This is a genomic window from Clostridium sp. ATCC 25772 (assembly GCF_001573875.1).
In the GTDB taxonomy this organism is placed as follows: Bacteria; Bacillota; Clostridia; order Clostridiales; family Clostridiaceae; genus Clostridium_J; species Clostridium_J senegalense.
This window is the reverse complement of the sequence record NZ_LFRG01000014.1, coordinates 1-18,857: the sequence shown is the minus strand read 5'-3', so window position 1 is coordinate 18,857 and position 18,857 is coordinate 1. Positions and strand designations below refer to the sequence as shown.

General features: G+C 28.0%; 14 protein-coding genes and 1 riboswitch. Of the genes, 2 read left to right on the top strand and 12 right to left on the bottom strand.

The window, feature by feature from the left end:
* Positions 1–168 precede the first annotated feature (168 nt).
* The 6 genes from AZI32_RS07725 to AZI32_RS07705 form a co-directional block, all read right to left on the bottom strand.
* Positions 169–1,770 (bottom strand): Na/Pi cotransporter family protein, encoded by a 1,602-nt coding sequence (locus AZI32_RS07725; protein WP_061995301.1) that lies wholly within the window; start codon positions 1,768–1,770, stop codon positions 169–171.
* Positions 1,771–2,156: 386 nt separating this feature from the next.
* The gene (locus tag AZI32_RS18935; RefSeq protein ID WP_242865282.1) at positions 2,157–2,315 is read right to left on the bottom strand and encodes a hypothetical protein; all 159 of its coding nucleotides are present in this window, start codon (positions 2,313–2,315) and stop codon (positions 2,157–2,159) included.
* 348 nt (positions 2,316–2,663) lie between these two features.
* The gene (locus AZI32_RS07720) at positions 2,664–5,033 is read right to left on the bottom strand and encodes a peptidoglycan-binding protein (protein WP_061995300.1); all 2,370 of its coding nucleotides are present in this window, start codon (positions 5,031–5,033) and stop codon (positions 2,664–2,666) included.
* A 107-nt stretch (positions 5,034–5,140) separates the two neighbouring features.
* Positions 5,141–7,081, bottom strand: coding sequence for a serine hydrolase domain-containing protein (locus AZI32_RS07715; RefSeq protein ID WP_061995299.1), 1,941 nt, complete (start codon positions 7,079–7,081; stop codon positions 5,141–5,143).
* A gap of 81 nt (positions 7,082–7,162) precedes the next feature.
* On the bottom strand, positions 7,163–8,272 hold the full coding sequence (locus AZI32_RS07710) for a HAMP domain-containing sensor histidine kinase (RefSeq protein WP_061995298.1): 1,110 nt from the start codon (positions 8,270–8,272) through the stop codon (positions 7,163–7,165).
* Positions 8,262–8,963 (bottom strand): response regulator transcription factor, encoded by a 702-nt coding sequence (locus tag AZI32_RS07705; RefSeq protein ID WP_061995297.1) that lies wholly within the window; start codon positions 8,961–8,963, stop codon positions 8,262–8,264. The genes AZI32_RS07710 and AZI32_RS07705 overlap by 11 nt, the downstream gene beginning before the upstream one ends.
* Positions 8,964–9,300: 337 nt before the next feature.
* On the opposite strand from AZI32_RS07705, the gene AZI32_RS07700 reads away from it, so the two are divergent.
* Positions 9,301–10,041, top strand: a complete 741-nt coding sequence (locus AZI32_RS07700; RefSeq protein WP_061995296.1) for a class I SAM-dependent methyltransferase — start codon at positions 9,301–9,303, stop codon at positions 10,039–10,041.
* Positions 10,042–10,352: 311 nt separating this feature from the next.
* A riboswitch (M-box (ykoK) riboswitch) is annotated at positions 10,353–10,513 on the top strand.
* A gap of 395 nt (positions 10,514–10,908) precedes the next feature.
* Positions 10,909–13,554 (top strand): magnesium-translocating P-type ATPase, encoded by a 2,646-nt coding sequence (gene mgtA / locus AZI32_RS07695; protein WP_061995295.1) that lies wholly within the window; start codon positions 10,909–10,911, stop codon positions 13,552–13,554.
* Positions 13,555–13,654: 100 nt separating this feature from the next.
* Here the strand turns inward: mgtA and AZI32_RS07690 are convergent, their stop codons facing one another.
* The 6 genes from AZI32_RS07690 to AZI32_RS07670 form a co-directional block, all read right to left on the bottom strand.
* Entirely contained in the window at positions 13,655–14,431 is a 777-nt protein-coding gene (locus AZI32_RS07690; RefSeq protein ID WP_061995294.1) for a lantibiotic immunity ABC transporter MutG family permease subunit, read from the bottom strand.
* A gap of 1 nt (position 14,432) precedes the next feature.
* Positions 14,433–15,191: a lantibiotic immunity ABC transporter MutE/EpiE family permease subunit gene (locus tag AZI32_RS07685; protein WP_061995293.1), complete on the bottom strand. Its 759-nt coding sequence runs from the start codon at positions 15,189–15,191 to the stop codon at positions 14,433–14,435.
* 11 nt (positions 15,192–15,202) lie between these two features.
* Positions 15,203–15,901: a lantibiotic protection ABC transporter ATP-binding protein gene (locus AZI32_RS07680; protein ID WP_061995292.1), complete on the bottom strand. Its 699-nt coding sequence runs from the start codon at positions 15,899–15,901 to the stop codon at positions 15,203–15,205.
* 193 nt (positions 15,902–16,094) lie between these two features.
* The gene (locus AZI32_RS19100) at positions 16,095–16,250 is read right to left on the bottom strand and encodes a VOC family protein (RefSeq protein WP_157450866.1); all 156 of its coding nucleotides are present in this window, start codon (positions 16,248–16,250) and stop codon (positions 16,095–16,097) included.
* A gap of 332 nt (positions 16,251–16,582) precedes the next feature.
* Positions 16,583–17,155 (bottom strand): nitroreductase family protein, encoded by a 573-nt coding sequence (locus tag AZI32_RS07675; RefSeq protein ID WP_061995291.1) that lies wholly within the window; start codon positions 17,153–17,155, stop codon positions 16,583–16,585.
* Positions 17,156–17,326: 171 nt separating this feature from the next.
* A complete protein-coding gene (locus AZI32_RS07670; RefSeq protein WP_061995290.1) occupies positions 17,327–18,517 on the bottom strand; it encodes a M20 family metallopeptidase in 1,191 nt (396 codons plus the stop codon).
* Positions 18,518–18,857: the final 340 nt, after the last annotated feature.

Here is an 18,857-nt window from a genome sequence, read left to right as displayed (position 1 = left end):
AATCATCAACTTTAATTCATTATTTAATCTATACATAATGTAGTATTATTTAATGTTCATTAAAATATACTCATTTATGGTGTGATTTAATATGTCCATATTTTTAAATAGAAAAAGTGCATTAAAGCAGATATTATAATCCACTTTAATGCACTTTAATGAAATTTTTTACATTGCTCGTTCTGCTATATTAGTAGAATGATCACCTATTCTTTCTAAATTACTTATTAAATCTAAAAATACAGCACTACCATTAGCTTTACATATCCTTTTATTTAATCTTTGTATATTATTTTCTCTAATATCCTTTTTATACTTATCTATACTATCTTCAATCTCTTTTATATTTTTTGCTTTTTCACTATTTTTTGTGCTATAACATTCTAATGCTAACATAAGTGATTCAAGGGTTTTACTATACATACCCTCTACTTCATTTCTAGCTTCACCTTTTATTTCTATATTCATTCTACTTTTTTCTAGTGCAAGTTCTGCTATATTCTCTGCATGATCTCCAATTCTTTCAATATCATTGATTACATGAAATGTTGAACTTAATATTTTACTATCTTCACTTGCTAAATCATGTCCAGATATTAAAACTAAATAATCTGTTATTTCCTTATCTAATTCATTAATTATAGCTTCATTTGCATAAACTTTTTCTATACATTCCTCATCATTATCTAAAAAAGCCCTCATAGCTAAAGTAACATTTTCTTTTGCTATATCTCCCATTCTTATTGTTTCTTTAAGCGCTTGACCTACAGCCACAATAGGAGTATCTAACAATTTTTTATCTAAATATATAGGCCCTATTTTACTAATTCCATCATCACCTGGCACTATCTTATTAACTAAATCAACTAAAATTTTTGCTAAAGGTAACAGTATTATTGTTACTACAATATTAAATATAGTATGAGCATTTGCTACTTGTCTTGCTACACTTGAAGGGCTTATATCTTCTACTAAATTTACCAACATACCCATAAACGGTAAAAATATAATTACTCCAATAACATTAAACAAAACGTGTAATAAGGCAGCCTTTTTTGCTGTTTTATTAGAACCAATAGATGCTAAAAGAGCAGTAACACAAGTTCCAATATTACATCCAAAAATTATTGGCAGCGCTACATTCATATCTATGCTTCCTGTTGTTGCCAATGCTACTAAAATTCCTGTTGTAGCAGAAGAACTTTGAACTATCGCTGTCATTAATAATCCTGCAAAAACCCCTAAAATTCTATTATTTCCTATAACATGTATAATATTTTTAAAAGCATCTGATTGTGCTAATGGTTCCATGGATTCTGACATCATACCCATCCCTAAAAATAATATACCAAATCCTAATGTTATATATGCTATGTCTTTTGTTCTTTTTTTCTTAGCTGTCAATATAATAACTGCACCTATACCAATAAATAATGGTGCTATTGCATCTAATTTAAAAGAAACCATCTGTGCTGTAATTGTAGTTCCTATATTGGCACCCATTATAACGCCTATAGCTTGCATTAATGTCATAAGTCCTGCATTTACAAAGCTAACTACCATTACTGTTGTGGCAGAAGAACTTTGAATAACTGCCGTTGTAATTGCACCAACAAGAACACCTATGTACTTGTTACTAGTGACCTTTTCTAGTATGCCTTTTAGCTTCTCTCCAGCTGCATTTTCCAGCCCATCGCCCATAAGTTTCATACCAAATAAGAATAAACCTAAACCACCAATTAATTGAATAACCATAGTAAAAATATCCAATTTTATCTCTCCTTTTAAACCATAAAGTGCTACACACAATTATTCTATTATATATAATAACCAAATTTTGAATTTTAACCAAAATTTAACTTGTTTTTAACCTATCCATTACAAATGGAACCTTTCTAGTTAAGAGTTAAAAGTGAATAGTTGTGGGGTTCTTTAGTTAAAAGTTAATAGTGAATAGTTAACAGTTATGGTTATTACTACTCACTTCGTTCCTAGTAATTCTAAACGTATCTTTTCATAAATTTGCAAAGCAAATTATATTTATAGATTAAACAGAAAGTGGTGCCACTTTCCTCCTAAATTATTAATTCATAATTCTTAATCCTTAATTTTTTTCATTTTATTTCCATAATAAAACAAGTAAAGAACCAGTACCCCTATTTGGGTTTTAGTGAGGCCTTTAAATAAGCAATTACTCCTAGTGTTGGCTCCATCACAAATGGGACAGGCGCGGTAAATTTATTTTCTTCGCTAACACTTGATGCTCTCCTAGTTTTATATTTTTCAACTAATAAATCAAAGCCAGTCCCGAACATCTACGCAGCAAAGCTACTATTTTAAGGACCGGCTTTGATTGCTTTAGGTTTTATTGATAATCTTTCGATTTCACTGTAAAAATAACTTATGGAAAATATACTTTGGTACGCCTGTCCTTCTTGTTACGGCTGTAAACTTTGAATATAACTTTGTTTAATTTAATATCATAAACTCAGAATTTACTCCCTTAAATTTAAAAGAAACTGGTAATCCAGTTTCAACCTAAATTGCCAATTGTCCTTTGTCAAATGTCAATTATTTTAACTCTTAACTTTTAATTACCTATTGCTGTATTTATTTTTTATTACATAAAAAACCGTACTTAATTTAAGTACGGTCTAACATATTTATTTAGATTTTCTAAGTCTCTTTCCACTATACAAAGTTTCATAAAGCTCTGCTGTCTTATTCCAAGTTCTTTCATCAACTATTCCAGTAACCTTTAATCCAAGCTCTCTTTGAAGTTGTTTCACAGCATTATAAGTTTCATCATTAAACTCACCTGTAACTTCAACTTCATTCACTTTGTAATTATTTTTGGCAATGACATTTATATATTGTTGCAAAACATTAACATAACCATTCATATCGCCAAGTTCTAAATCAACGCCTGGATAAGGGTATAATATGTCTGACATATTTATATTTCTATCGCCACTTAAACTGTTATATACTTCTAATAGTTTTTCCCAAGTATTTAATCCAACTTTACCATCTTCACTTAACCCAAAAATTCTTTGAAAAGCCATTACAGCATTTTTAGTTCTTTTACCAAAGACTCCATCTACTTCAATACTAGGTATTTCTTTATAGAATTTTGATATTGATTGTAAATAGGTCTGTAGCCATTTCACATCTTCACCTGTTAAATACTCTTTTAAAACATAACCAGGGTAATCTGGTGAATAAATAGACGGTTCTGTTAAAGTGGCCTTTTTTAAACCAGTATAAACATCATATATTTTATTCCAAGTCATTTCTCCTACTATTCCATCCTGTGCTAACCCAAATAATCTTTGGAATTGTATAACTGCATTTCTAGTTGCTTCTCCAAAAATTCCATCCGGTCTAATAGTTGGTATATTATACTGTTGTGAAATAGCTGCTAAATAAGTTTGCATTTCTCGAACCTTTTCTCCAGTTGAGCCATATCTTAATAAATATCCTGGGTACTTACCATCAAATTCTGGATTTGGATATTCTGGATTTTCTTCTTCTAACCCTTTATAAACTTCATAAATTTTATTCCAAGTTTCCACTCCTACTAAGCCATCAGGAACTAGATTGAACAACCTTTGAAACGCTATAACAGCTTCCTTTGTCATATTCCCAAATATTCCATCTGGTCTAATAGTTGGTATATTATATTCTTTAGAAATTGCAGCTAAATAACCTTGCATTTCTCGAACTTTTTCTCCTGTTGAACCATATTTCAATATCTGTCCTGGATATTGTCCTTCTCCACCAGGTCCCTCTGGTTCTGGTTCCTGTTCAAGTTCTGCCAGTCTTTTAACAGCAACATAAATATTAGATATACTATACCAAGTAGCTCTACCTACAATACCATCTTGAGTTAGATTAAAAATCTTTTGAAATGTTTTAACTGCATCCTCTGTTGTCTTATCAAACTTACCATTTGTTACAGGTATTTTAGGAATAGCAGGGAAGTTATCTGATATTCTATTTAATTGCTTTTGAATCACTGCAACATTCTCATTTTCATCATTAAGCCTTAAAGGACTTCCTGGATATGATTCTGGAATTCCTTCAATCACTGTAGCTCTAACTAAATCTTTATCGTATCCAAAATAGTACCTTATAATCTCTAAAGCTTTCATTCCATTATTAGCTAATGTTACAGTTCCCCACTGTGATAATCCGGCACATGTAACAGTTGTTCCATTACAATACTGTGCGAAAAATGGTGTTTTATTGCCTATAGTTACAATATATTCACTAAAAATTTCGTCCACTATTTTACTTATATTATCAAATATATTTCTACCCTTAACAAAATATTGATCATAAGCTGTAGAATTTGTTATTTGAAATGGGTATCCTTTATTTCTATACCATTCTGTATAAATTCTATTTAATGCAAAAGATATTTGACAATATATATTTGCTTTTAATGATTCTTCTGGCCATGTTGGATATATTTCACTTGACGCAACATTTTTAACATAATCAATAAATCCTACCGTTACATTTTCAGCTGGAACACTTGGTGGTCCTAAATGAACTATAATAAATTCTGGTATATATGGCCTTTCTAAAACAAAGGGTGTTACCATTGTACCCACTTGTTTATCTCTTGGGGCATTAAATACTAATTGCTGTGGTGGTAATACAATTTTTTCTGTAGACTTGCCAAGTTTACTAAGCCCATTTTCCTCTTCTACTTCAATATTTTGTATTGAAGTAGTTTCATCAAAAACACTTACATTATCTACCTCAACGTCCCTATAACCATTAGTTGAAATATATATGTTATATCGTCCGTAGGGTGTTACCCCCTCTTCATATGGCTTTTGAGATAGACTTTTATCTGGAGTTGGTACCTCTATTAATGTACTTCTTCCACTAATATCAAAAGCATCATCACTTTCATAAATTACATTACCACTATCTGAATCTGTAATTTTAAGTTTACCTGTTGTCTTTGGCAAAGCATTTTTAAATTTAAATAACCTTACTAATATATACCCTTTTCCCAATATTTTCACCTTTTAAAATTATTCTCATATCATTTTATACAGCTTCATATCTTATTGTGAATAAATGTAAACTTATTATATGCTAAAAGCTCACCTTCTTAATTTTACTAACATTTAAATCCAATTAAATTCCAATTGTACAAAAATAATAGGAAAGAATATATAACTACTAAACTAATGACTCCAGAAATTTTATAATAAATATTAGTTTTTTCTTTTTTAATACTTACTAAAAATAAAATGCTAACAATAAGGCTTAAAATTATTGAAACTATTAAAAGAATCAATGCTATTTTCACATACCATGTAGCACTATAGTACATATCAAAAGATATTATCCAATACATAATTATAAATAAAGAAATTACATTTAATAAACTTATAAAAAAAATTGTTAACCTAAATTTTTTACTTATAATACCTGTTGAATTGGTACTTTTTACTTCATTACATAAAACTTTCTTTTTATAAAAGCTTTTTAAAAATAAGATTATAGTTTTCATTATTTGAATAATAAAAAAAGCTACTCCAATGATAAATATTGTTAAGTTTAATTTATAGTTATCCTTTAAAGTCACTTTTTCAAAGTTATCATAAGGCATATTATTGAAAAATACATATTGAATTTTGCCATCTTCTTCTTTAAAAGCAACTAATTCATTGTTATCTTCTCTTTTAAAAAGATTATCTGAAACTTTTATTAAAATAGTTTCTTCACTTTCTTTTAAATGACTTGTTCCATTATAAATTAAAGAATTTTTCTTCTCATCGTATCTAATTTTCACATCTTCATTTTCTTCAATAGAACCTAAAAAACTCAAAAATTTTGAAAAGTTGCCTTTAGCACTATCATGATAGGACTTATAAGTTCCTATGTATCTTTTCTCATCATTTAAATCAAGTTTTTTGTTACTATATTCTTTATCTTCGGTTTTAGGATAATATCTATTAAAAAAATCATTCTCTATATTGGTTATAGCTGGTGCAGCTTTAGTTAAATTATTTGATACAATATAAACCCCAACATTTTCTTCAGGACAAAGTAGCATATCACCAAAAAAGCCTATAGCAAGTGCCCCCTCATGGCCTATAACTCTTTTTCCATTAAAGTCTTTTTCCCAGAACCCATAGGTAACGCCTAACAAACTTTTATCATTTGAAAATTGCTCTTTATGCATTAATTCTAATGTAGACTCATTTAAAATATTATTTTCTTTTTTATCACTTTTTTGAAGATGGGCTATCATAAATTTTGCCATATCCGATGCCGTTGAGTTTATTCCACCAGCAGGGTTATCATTATAGTAATAATATTCACTTTGAGCCAGCACATCATAGTTTTTTGCCATATTGTTTAAAGGTAATGCGACTTTACTATTTTTCATTTCTAAAGGGTTAAAGATATTTTTTTCTATATAATCTTCATATTTCAAACCAGATACATCTTCTATAATTTTTCCTAACAAATCTATTCCTATATTGCTATATAAACATACCTTTCCTGGTTCAGTTACAACTATTGGTGTGTGTTTTTTGAAAAACTGTGATAAAGACATCATATCCTTTTCCGTTTTTGCACCAATATATGTAGTTGTAGCTTCATCTATTCCAGAAGTATGTGTAAGTAAATTTTCTACAGTTACTTTTTTTGTAAATTTATTTTCAATCTGAACATCCTTTAAATACTTATTAGCATCTTCTTTCAAATCAATTTTTCCTTGTTCATAAAGTTGCATTATTGCAGTCTCTGTAAAAAGTTTTGATGTAGACCCTATTCTATACGCAGTAGTGTTTATATTAGCTTTAATTTTATTTTCAACATCCTCATACCCTAAGGAATTTTCATAAATTACTTTTCCATCCTTAACAACTATCATAGATAAACTTGGTAATTTATATTTTTCAAAGTTTTCTTTTGTTATATTATCTAAAAATATTTTTAAATCCTCATTGTTAAGCTCTGTAGCAAATACATTGCACGGACTTAATAAACTTATAAAAGTAAAAACAGTGACTAAAAAAAATAAGAACTTATTAACATATTTCATAAATTTTCCTCCTAAACTTTAACTCAAAATAAGTTTAGAAAAAACATCTTACAAACCGTTTAATAAATTCTTAAGAAAATCTTACAATTTTTCATGTGAAAGTAACAATAAAATTTCAAAGACCGTTTTATTATCATCACTATCCACATTAATCTTTCCTTTATGTAAATCAACAATGCTTTTAGCAATGGCAAGTCCCATACCTTTTCCGCCAGTGTTTACATTTCTAGATTTTTCACCTCTATAAAATCTTTCAAAAATATAGGCTTGATCTTCTGGTGATATTCTCTTTCCATAATTTATTATTTTTATGGAAACCATATTATTTATTTCACCAATTTCAACATCTATTTTTTTACCCTTTTGTCCATAAAAAATACTATTATTTATTATATTTTCAAAAAGTCTTATTATTAAATTCATGTCACCATCTATAAATATTTTTCCATCTGGTGCTTTAATGCTAAATGACATTTTTACTTTTTCAAGGTTTGGTATAAAACCAATCATTATCTGCTCTATTACATCTTTTATGCTTATAGGCTCTTTTTTTATGTTAATTCCTTTAAAATTTATGCTTGTATATTCAAGTAAATCTTCAACTAAGTTTTTTAGCTCATCGCATTTTTTCAATATAATATCTATACAATTATCACAAGCTGTTTTATCTTTATACTGCAAATTTTTCATAATTTCCACATAGCCTATCACTGATGTTAGTGGTGTTCTTAAATCATGAGAAATATTGCTTATCATATCATTTTTAAGTTTTTCATTTTTCGCATCTTTTTTAATTAGAGCCTCAAGTTTTTTAGACATTATATTAATGTTGTTAGCTAACTTTCCAATCTCATCATCTGTAGTTACTGGAATTATTGTACTAAAATTACCCTCTGAAATTATAGAAATCTTTTTATTTATATCATCTATCTGTTTTATAAACTTCTTTGTGAATATATAAAAAAACATTGTAGTAACTAAAATAAACATTAGAAAAAATATAATTAATATATATGTATTTAACATAAGATTTTCATTGGCCCAATTTCCCCAATTAGTATAAGTAACATTGTATTTTATATTTAAAAATTTTAATACTAAAAAAAGAACTAAAAAAAATGATAATAAAATACTTAATAAAAATGACTTTAATATTTTAAACTGAATTCCTTTAAATAAATTAATCTTCAATTTTATATCCTACCCCCCAAACAGTTTTTACAATTTTAGGTTCCCTAGGATTTTCTTCAATTTTTTCTCTAATTCTAGCGATATGTACCATAACTGTATTGTTACCATGAAAATATTTTTCTTTCCATACTCTTTCAAAAATTTCTTCTAAAGGGAAAACTCTGTTTGGATTTTCAGCCATAAGCAATACAATTTCATATTCTGTTTTAGTTAAACTAACTTCTCTTCCATAAACTTTAACAGTAAAATTTTCTTTACTTATTTGTAATCCATTAATTTTTATCAAATCTTTTTTTACATTTTCTTTTTCATTATTATTTAGATAAATATATCTTCTAAGTTGTGCTTTAACCCTTGCCACTAGTTCTATCGTACTAAAAGGTTTTATCATATAATCATCTGCACCGGAACTGAGACCTATAACTTTATCTATCTCTGAAGATTTTGCACTTACTATTATAATTGGAATATTTTTTTTCATTCTTACCCTTCTACAAACTTCAATACCATCAATTCCAGGCATCATTATATCAACAATTAACAAATCTATAGAATTACCCTCAATAATTTTAATTGCTTCTTCTCCATTATTGGCTTTTAAAATATCATATCCTTCATTCTTTAAATAAAAGCTAACTAAATCTAATATTTCTTTATCATCATCTACTATAAGAATTTTTTCACTACTCATAAATTACCCCTATTCTCTTTATAAATTTTTCATATTTATCAAATAAGAAAACTTAAATTAATATTTTATCAATAACTAACAGATTTTTTTAGTTAAAAGTTAAGAGTGAATAGTTAACAGTTGTTGTTATTTTTTCTTAACTGATAACAAAAATTTGATGTATAAATTTAAATTCCCGCTTGTTTCCCTATATAATTATAACATTTACACAAATTAATATAATCTTTTAATTTAGCCATTTTTATATAGAAGGTAGACTATAGTAAATTAGCAATATTGGAACAGTTTTCTCACTTTAAAATTGTTATACTTAGAAAAAAGTTTAGGAGGAAAATTTATGATAAATTATTATGGTAACTTATGTACAGAAATGTATGAGATTTTACACGAAAAAGCTCCAGAAGATGAACTAGCTTTTTATCTTTCATATGCAACATCAAAAATGAAAATTTTTGAACCTTTATGTGGTAGTGGAAGATTCTTAATACCCTTTTATGAAAGTGGATTTAATATTAAAGGACTTGACCTATCTAAAGAAATGTTAAGTAAGCTGACTGAAAAATTACCAGAAGCTCAAGTGACTAATGTATCCCTTGAAAGTTATAATCCGAAAGAACAGTTTGATTATATTTTTATATCCTCTGGTTCCGTATCTTTATTCACTGATATGAATATATGCAAATCTATTCTACAAAAGATATATACATTACTGAAAAAAGGTGGCAAATTTGTATTTGCTGTTGATACAGTAGCCAATAAAGGCCAGAATGAAGATGAATATAAAATTATTGAAAAAGTCAAAACAAGAAATGGACTTGATTTGGTGTTAAAAACTAAAAATATTTATAACCCAACAAATAAAATTCTCTATTCTCCTAGTATTTATGAATTAAGAGATAAGGAAAAAATTATTAAAGCTGAATCAATGGATTTTCAAATAAGATTATATGAATTAGGAGAATTGGAAGAGATTTTATATAAAATAGGTTTTAGTGAAATAAAAGTATATTCTTCTTTTTCTAAAAAAATAGCAAAAGATAATAACGCTGAAATGTTTTTATATGAATGCCAAGTATAACAATAAAAAGGAAGCATTAGATACGTGCTTCCTTTTTATTGTCAGTTTAAAATACTAAATACAACTATAGTTGGTTAAAAGTTATAAATAAAACTTAAAATCAATTTCTTAAAATATTTTTTTAATTTATTTTTTAATTTTTTTTGAACAAATTTCGACTTTATTCGAGTTTGTTCTTTGTCCGTTTTGCTATAATTAAAACATTTACATAATCCAATATAATTTCTTTATATAATATTTTTTATTAATTTGTTTTAAAAAAATTCAATTGACATATTCAACAAACATAGCTATACTTTTCATGTAAATGAATATTGCCTCGGTAGGGGAGGTTACTACAAGGATACGGGTTGCTGCCGTAAAAGGATGGAAACATTCTGAACTGGTTAGCAGGTTTTGCCGAACAAAGAAGGCTTAACTTAACGCAACTTCATCGCCTTGCAGAGCCAAAACTTGAACGAGAAAGTGTTGTTATATACCTTCGTCACGTTCAAGTTGACGAAGTTTTTTTACGTTATTTTAAAAATATTGGAGGTGAAAAAGAATGGAAGTAGACGGTAGTAGTTTAGACGGTGAAGATACGCATATTTATGACAAAAATTTAATATATTATTTAGTCACATCCAGTCTTTTAAACTGATTATAATGTGACTCCATCTTATAAAAATTCACGTTTAAAATAAATGCAATTAATAGAATCATATCTATACCATCTTCACTGTTTCTTTACTAATATCAATTCACAAGTATTATAAACAAAAAAATAGTAAAACTATATATAGAAATAATAAATTAGGGTTTTTAAAAAATGTACTTATTAACCTTTAGTTGTTTATTGTCTTTTTTAAGAATTCGGAGGTGTGAATTATGATAAAAAAAAGAAAAGTGAACACTCAAAGCAAAGCAAATTATTCTACAAATAAACTTTTTAATTTTAGCAAAATGGATTTAGATAAAGTTTATAAAGAGTTGAATACAGAAGTTAATGGACTATCCAAAGAAGAGGTAGAAAAAAGAGCTGAAATATATGGACTAAATGAACTTGCCCATGAAAAACCATCACCATGGTATATTCAATTACTTAAAGCCTTTATCAATCCTTTTATTTTAGTTTTAATAGCACTTGCTATAGTGTCCTTAATCACAGATGTTATATTAGTCTCTCCAGCAGAGAAAAACTTTACAACTGTAGCTGTTATAACAATAATGGTAACGCTAAGTGGTCTTTTACAATTTTTTCAAGAATTTAAATCAGGAAAAGCTGCACAGCAGTTAAAAGCATTAGTTAAAACAACTGCTGCTATATGTAGAAAAGAATCTGGGGTTAAAGAAATAAACATGGCAGACATTGTACCGGGAGATATAGTATATCTTGCCGCTGGAGACATGATTCCTGCTGATGTAAGAATAATAAGTAGTAAGGATTTATTCATTAGCCAATCTTCCTTAACTGGTGAATCAGAGCCAGTAGAAAAATATTCAACATTAAAAAATGACACTAAAGATCTAACTGTCACAGATCTTGATAATATATGTTTATTAGGTACTAATATAATAAGTGGAAGTGCTACAGCTGTGGTTATAGCTACTGGAAATAATACTTATTTAGGTTCAATGGCATTAACTTTAGTTGGCACTAAAACTCAAACTAGTTTTGAAAAAGGAGTAAACAGTGTAAGCGCACTACTTATAAAATTTATGCTTATAATGGTTCCTGTAGTATTTTTAATAAATGGAATTACAAAAGGTGACTGGTTAGAAGCACTAATTTTTGCAATATCAATTGCTGTAGGTCTTACTCCTGAGATGCTACCAATGATTGTAACAACAAACCTTGCAAAAGGTGCTGTTGTAATGGCAAAGCATAAAACTGTAGTTAAAAAACTTGATGCAATACAAAACTTCGGTGCAATGGACGTATTATGTACTGATAAAACAGGTACTTTAACTTGCGATAAAATAGTTGTTGAAAGACACTTAAATATCCACGGTGAAGAAGATTTAAGAGTTTTAAGACATGGATATCTAAACAGTTTTTATCAAACAGGCTTACGTAATTTAATGGATGTTGCAATTTTAGAACATGGAGTAACCAATGGTTTTGATAAGCTTGAAAAAGATTATATAAAAGTAGATGAAATTCCCTTTGATTTTTCTAGAAGAAGAATGTCTGTAGTATTAAAAAATCATGAAGGAAAAAGACAACTTATAACAAAGGGTGCTGTTGAGGAAATGCTTGAAAGTTGCTCTTATGCAGAATACAAAGGAAATGTTGTAGAACTTACTGATAAAATTAAAACTAAAGTTCTTAATATGGTAGAAAAACTAAATAATGACGGTATGAGAGTTATTGCAGTTGCACAAAAAAATAACATTCCAGATGAGAATAATTTCAGTGTAAAAGACGAAAATGATATGGTTCTAATGGGATATATAGGATTTTTAGATCCACCAAAAGACTCTGCAGCCGCTGCAATAAAAGCACTACACAATAACGGTGTAGCAGTAAAAATATTAACAGGTGACAATGATTCAGTAACTAAAAAAATATGTTCAGAAGTTGGTTTAGAGGTTAGTAACGTTGTTCTTGGAACAGAACTGGATGATATGAGTGATGAAAAATTATCTTCTCTAGTAGATACTACTAACGTTTTTGCTAAGCTTTCTCCACTTCAAAAATCAAGAATAATTAAGATACTTCAAGATAAAGGTCATACTGTAGGTTATATGGGTGATGGTATTAATGATGCTGCTGCTCTTCGTCAATCAGATGTTGGTATTTCTGTTGATACTGCTGTAGATATTGCAAAAGAATCTGCAGATATAATCTTACTTGAAAAAAGCTTGATGGTTCTAGAAGAAGGTGTTATTGAAGGTAGGAAAATATTTGGTAACATCATAAAATATATAAAAATGACTGCAAGTTCAAACTTAGGTAATGTATTTAGTGTATTGGTTGCAAGTGCATTCTTACCATTTTTACCTATGCTTCCTATACATCTTTTACTACAAAATCTATTTTACGATATCTCTCAGATATCCATTCCATGGGATACTATGGATAAAGAATATTTAAGAAAGCCTAAAAAGTGGAATGCAGATGATATTGGAAGATTTATGATATTTATAGGACCAATAAGTTCTATATTTGATATAACTACATTCCTTGTTATGTGGTTTGTATTTAAAGCTAATGCTCCAGAAATGCAATCTTTATTCCAATCAGGATGGTTCATTGAAGGATTATTATCTCAAACCCTTGTAGTTCATATGATTAGAACTAAAAAAATACCATTTGTTCAAAGTAGAGCTACAACTCCTGTTCTTTTATTAACAAGCCTTATAATGGTAGTCGGTATTTGTATACCATTCACAGCCTTCGGAGCTTCAGTAGGTTTACAAGCATTACCACTATCTTACTTTCCATGGCTTGTAGGTATTTTACTATCATATTGCATAGTAACACAATTTGTAAAAACATGGTATATTAAAAAGTTTAATAGTTGGTTATAATAAAATAAGCTATCAATTATAAATATCATATTAATCTTGAAACTATATAAAAGAGGTTTGAAAAAATATATTTTTTCAAACCTTTTTATTTACTCCCTCATTAATCTTCTTTTCTACCTTCCCATCTTTCAAACCATAAACTACCTATTATTAATACTAAAATAAATAATATTACAGCTGGAACTACTCCTTTAAGTAATTCACTATTAAAATAATTCGCTATTACAGATGAATAAGAATATTCAGGAAAAGTTGCACCTATCATTCCACCTAATCTAATAGGCCATGCCCAAGGTATATACTGCCATATTCCATCGCCTAAACCTGTTGCCATTAATCCTGCTGCTATAAGTCCTATAGAGCCAATTACTATATTCGGTCCTACGCCAAACATAAAAGCAACTATAAGATGAAAACCATATAAGAATAAGGTACCAAGTGCTAATAACAATGCTGATTCAAAGAATTTAATATAATAAATATTTTCTACATGTAATACAAATTTCATTCCTACTAAAAATATTGCTGTAGCTAAAAGTAAATCAATTATAGTTATAAAAATAACCATAAGTAACTTACTAACATATATACTTTTTCTAGAAACTGGTTCTGCTAATAATCCAATAAAAGATGCTGCCTGTTCTTCTTGTTGAACTACAAGTGTTGTTAGTAGTGCCACAATCATTGGTAACAAGATTCCTAGCCCTTGACTAAAAATACTATGAATATTTAATTGCCATAACTCACTGCCTCTACTAAAAGATGAATACCAAAGCATTAAAATAGGGTATATTATGGGAGAAAAGTATACCATTATTCTTATAGGTGTATGCTTTGTTCGCATCCAATCTGAAGATATTTTATTTAAAATACTCATATTATAGGACCTCCCTTTTAGCAAACCATTTTGCTGTTAAAAATGATAATACTAAAAAAGTTATTATTGATATGGCCATTCCTAATGTTATTACAGATGGGTCTAAAAGTGGATCTACACCTTCTAGTAAAACTCCACTAGGATGTACTTTTACTATAGGACACATTAATCTAGCACTCCAACTCCAAGGCCATATAAACCACATTGGTTTAATTGAAATAAATACGTTTACTATAATCCCAACAATACTTGCTAATATAGCAGCAAAGGTTCCAAATAGTTCTGCAAGAAATAAATATATAGGAATTAATGCTAATGTAGTTACCCAAACAACTAGATATGCTATTAACATTTGTGATAAATTCCCTATAAATTTATTTTCATATAAATATAACGCTATTATTACAGCCATAACTAATATTGTTGTAATTAAAGTATAAAATGATATAACTATTATTTTGCTAATCCACATTTTACTTATGCTAACATTTTTAGATTTTAAAGCTCTGTATTGTCCTGACTTTTTTTCTTTCATAGCAGAAAGAGAAGCTAACAGTGCCATACCTATTGGCATTATAGTTATACACCAATAATTAATAGCACTCTGAGAAAAATAACTGGAAAACACCGCTGCATTAGGGTCAAAATACCTAAGTAAAAATATTCCGAAAAGAGCTATTAATAGTGGCATTAAAACTAGCATTTTTCTTGAAAAAGTTCTTTTATATTTTAAGTTTTCTGATTGTATCATATTAAACATTTTTCATCACCCTATCCAATTTTTCTAGTTATTACATTCATAAATAATGATTCTAAATCTTCATCTTTTTTTATCTCATTCTCATACATAAGGTTTCCGTCATTAATAATTCCTATGTAGTCAGCAACCTGTTGAACTTCTGATAATATATGACTGGATAAAATTACTGTTATTCCTTCTTTTGCAAAGAATCTAATCATATCTCTAAGTTCTTGTATTGCTACTGGGTCTAATCCGTTAGTTGGTTCATCTAAAATTAATAATTTTGGATTATTTAAAAGGGCTATTGCTATACCTAACCTTTGTTTCATCCCTAAAGAAAATTGAGATGCTCTTTTTTTACCTGTATTTTTTAAACCTACAATTTCAAGAACTTCTTCAATTCTTCTATCTGATACATTTAATAATTTTGCATGAACTTTAAGATTTTCTACTGCTGTAAGGTTTCCATAAAGGGCTGGTGACTCTATTAAAACACCAATATCTTTTAAATCATTTCTAGTCCAAGGATGTCCATCAAAATGTATCTCCCCTGATGTTGGATGCAACAACCCAGTTAACATCTTTAAAGTTGTAGATTTCCCAGCACCATTAGGTCCTAATAATCCATAAATTTTTCCTGATTTAATATTTAAATTAACATCTTTAACTGCTAATTGATTTTTAAATTTCTTAGTTAATTTTTTAGTTTGTACTATATATTCACTCATTCTTTACACCTCTTATATTTCTATCTGATATGTGTATATTAACAACTAATTTTAAAGACTTTATAAAGTTTTTAATTTTTTTTAAAAATATTTTAGTGTAAAGTAAAAACAGCCTATTCTCTTACAAATAGACTGTTATTTTTATAATTTTATTTAATAGTTATCTTCACGAACTAAATAGTTATTTCCATATTTATCCAACTTCTACGTACTTCATATTAGGTCCCATTTGTTTTTCAAACTTAATTACAAAGTTTAACTTTTTAGTCCAAAACTCTACTGCCTCTTGCTGATTATTAACATATAATGTTATTTTTCTAATTTTGTTAATCCTAGTATTCCTCCTCATGCTTTATAAAAACATTTTCTTCTTTTGTATTATAAAAATTTTATATTACTTATTTTAATTTATTTATCAAATGAAAAAGCTTAAGATTAAAATCATATTAATAGTTGCGTTTATTATTACTCACTATATTCCTAATAATATTAAACATACTTTTTTTATTTTATATAAATTTGCAAAGCAAATTATATTATTAGATTAAAGAAAACTGGATTCCAGTTTCATCCTAAACTTTTAACTTTTAACTATTAACTATTCACTACCTACAGTTATACTTATTTTTATCAACTAATAACAAAAATTTGATGAATAAACTTAAATCTGAGCTTATTTTCCTATAAATGTTTTATATAATTTATCTTATTTTCTTTTCTTCTTGGAGCCTTTTGACCTTCTATTTTTTTATATCCTACTGAAACAGCATGATACACTTTATAACCTTCTGGTATATTACATTTCTTTTTATATATTTCACCTAATTGTGGATGAGAAAATAAACCTTGTATTGTTCCAACCCAACAAGTTCCTATAGACATACTTTCTGCCACTAAAAGCATATTCTGAACTGCTGCTGAAGTATCTTCCATAGGAGTTGCAGCTTTTTCATCCCCTGAAACTAATATTACTGTAGGTGCATTATAAAATATTTGAAGGTTTTCATTTTCACCTAACTTTCTTAAATAATCATTTTCACCCTTTTGTAAAATCTTTTTAGTTTCATTACTTATATCATTTAACAGTTCTTTATTTTGAACCACAGTAAAATGCCATGACTGCTGATTAATCCCACTTGGAGCCCACATTCCACCTTCTAATATAAGTTCAAGTTGCTCGTCTTTTACTTGTTCATCTTTATATGCCCTTACACTTCTTCTACTTTTTATTACATCTAAAAAAATCTTTTCCATTTTTAATCTCCTTTTATAATACTCTTTTGTTTGTAGGTTAAATTTATCTATTATTTAGTGTTTGTATTTTTCTTTTTATTATAAGGAGTTAAAAGGATATTTCTATTAATTTATTATTAAAAAAGAATATACTCATATGAGCATATTCTTATATATAAATTTAATTAATTTTTATTTTTCATTTAAATAGTTTATAGCACTTTCTGCTAAAACAGCAGTTCCTTTATATAACACTTCTTCATCAAGTTTCATTTTAGGATTGTGAAGTGGATAATAACCTTCTTTACCTAAATCACCAACTACTAATGCAAAATATACTCCTGGAACCTGTTGTAAGTAATAAGCTGCATCTTCAGAACCCATAGCAGGCTTAGGTAATTTTACAACGGAACCTTTTTCTAATAATTCATTGCATGTATTGTCCACTAGTTTCACCATATTATTGTTATTAATAAGTGCTGGATAGCCATATACATACTTATATTCATAGCTTGTTCTCATAGATAAACTATTAGATTCTAATATTTGACCTATTCTTTCATTTATATAATCTCTTAAATTATTATCTAAAGATCTAACTGACGCCATCATTTCTACATAATTAGGTATTATATTAGTAACAGCATGTTCTGGTTGCTCACTTTTTACATTTACTATGCTTAAAGCTACTGAATCAGTGGCACTTAATTCCCTGCTAACTATACTATAAATATTATTTATAAGTTGAGCAGATGCCATTATAGGGTCAATACAAAGCTCTGGTGTTGAAGCATGACCTCCATTACCTTTAATTTTTATAAAAACTTTATCTGATGATGCTAAAACTTGATTTTCTTTCAATGCTATTTTACCTGATTCAAAACCTTTAGCTATTGCAACGTGTTGAGCTATTAGTGCGTCCACTTTAGGATTTTCTAACACACCTTCTTCAATCATAACTTTTGCTCCGCCATCAATTTCTTCACCAGGCTGGAATATAAGTTTTACTTTTCCATTTAATATATCTTCGTTTTCTTTTAAAATTTTAGCTGCTCCTAAAAGCATAGCTGTATGAGCATCATGGCCACATGCATGCATATTTCCATTAGTAGATTTAAATTCTAAATCTGTTTCTTCTTTAATAGGAAGTGCATCTATATCTGCTCTTAATGCTATAACTTTTCCTTCTTTTTTTCCTATTACAGCACTTATACCTGAGCAGTTTTTATAAGTTTTGCATTCTATTCCCATTTTTTCTAATTCTTTTTTTACATATTCTTGAGTTGCTGGTGTATTTAATCCCACTTCAGGATTTTTATGAATATCTCTTCTCCAATTTATAATATCTTTTTCAATATTTTTAGCTCTATCTATCATCTTCATATTTATCTTCTCCTTTAAACAACTAGTAATTTAACAATTTCAAGTAAAAACTCTAGCTTGGATAAAGCTTTTATAGGGAAACAAGCTCCCATTTAAATTTATTCATCAAATTTTTGTTATCAGTTGAGAAAAATAAGTACAAATATAGTTAGTTAAGAATTATGAATTAAGAATTTAGGATGAAAGTGGCAACCACTTTCTGAAAATGATTTTAAAAAATATATCAATATAATTTGCTTTGCAAATTTATAAAAAGATACGTTGAGAATTACTAGGAACAAAGTGAGTAGTAATAACTACAACTGTTCACTATTCACTCTTAACTTTTAATTAAAATAAT

Coding starts and splice junctions, on each gene's coding strand:
- AZI32_RS18935 (WP_242865282.1), bottom strand. CDS start 2,315: ATGTTCGGGACTGGCTTTGATTTATTAGTTGAAAAATATAAAACTAGG.
- AZI32_RS07715 (WP_061995299.1), bottom strand. CDS start 7,081: ATGAAATATGTTAATAAGTTCTTATTTTTTTTAGTCACTGTTTTTACT.
- AZI32_RS07705 (WP_061995297.1), bottom strand. CDS start 8,963: ATGAGTAGTGAAAAAATTCTTATAGTAGATGATGATAAAGAAATATTA.
- AZI32_RS07700 (WP_061995296.1), top strand. CDS start 9,301: ATGATAAATTATTATGGTAACTTATGTACAGAAATGTATGAGATTTTA.
- mgtA (WP_061995295.1), top strand. CDS start 10,909: ATGATAAAAAAAAGAAAAGTGAACACTCAAAGCAAAGCAAATTATTCT.
- AZI32_RS07690 (WP_061995294.1), bottom strand. CDS start 14,431: ATGAGTATTTTAAATAAAATATCTTCAGATTGGATGCGAACAAAGCAT.
- AZI32_RS07685 (WP_061995293.1), bottom strand. CDS start 15,191: ATGTTTAATATGATACAATCAGAAAACTTAAAATATAAAAGAACTTTT.
- AZI32_RS07680 (WP_061995292.1), bottom strand. CDS start 15,901: ATGAGTGAATATATAGTACAAACTAAAAAATTAACTAAGAAATTTAAA.
- AZI32_RS19100 (WP_157450866.1), bottom strand. CDS start 16,250: ATGAGGAGGAATACTAGGATTAACAAAATTAGAAAAATAACATTATAT.
- AZI32_RS07675 (WP_061995291.1), bottom strand. CDS start 17,155: ATGGAAAAGATTTTTTTAGATGTAATAAAAAGTAGAAGAAGTGTAAGG.
- AZI32_RS07670 (WP_061995290.1), bottom strand. CDS start 18,517: ATGAAGATGATAGATAGAGCTAAAAATATTGAAAAAGATATTATAAAT.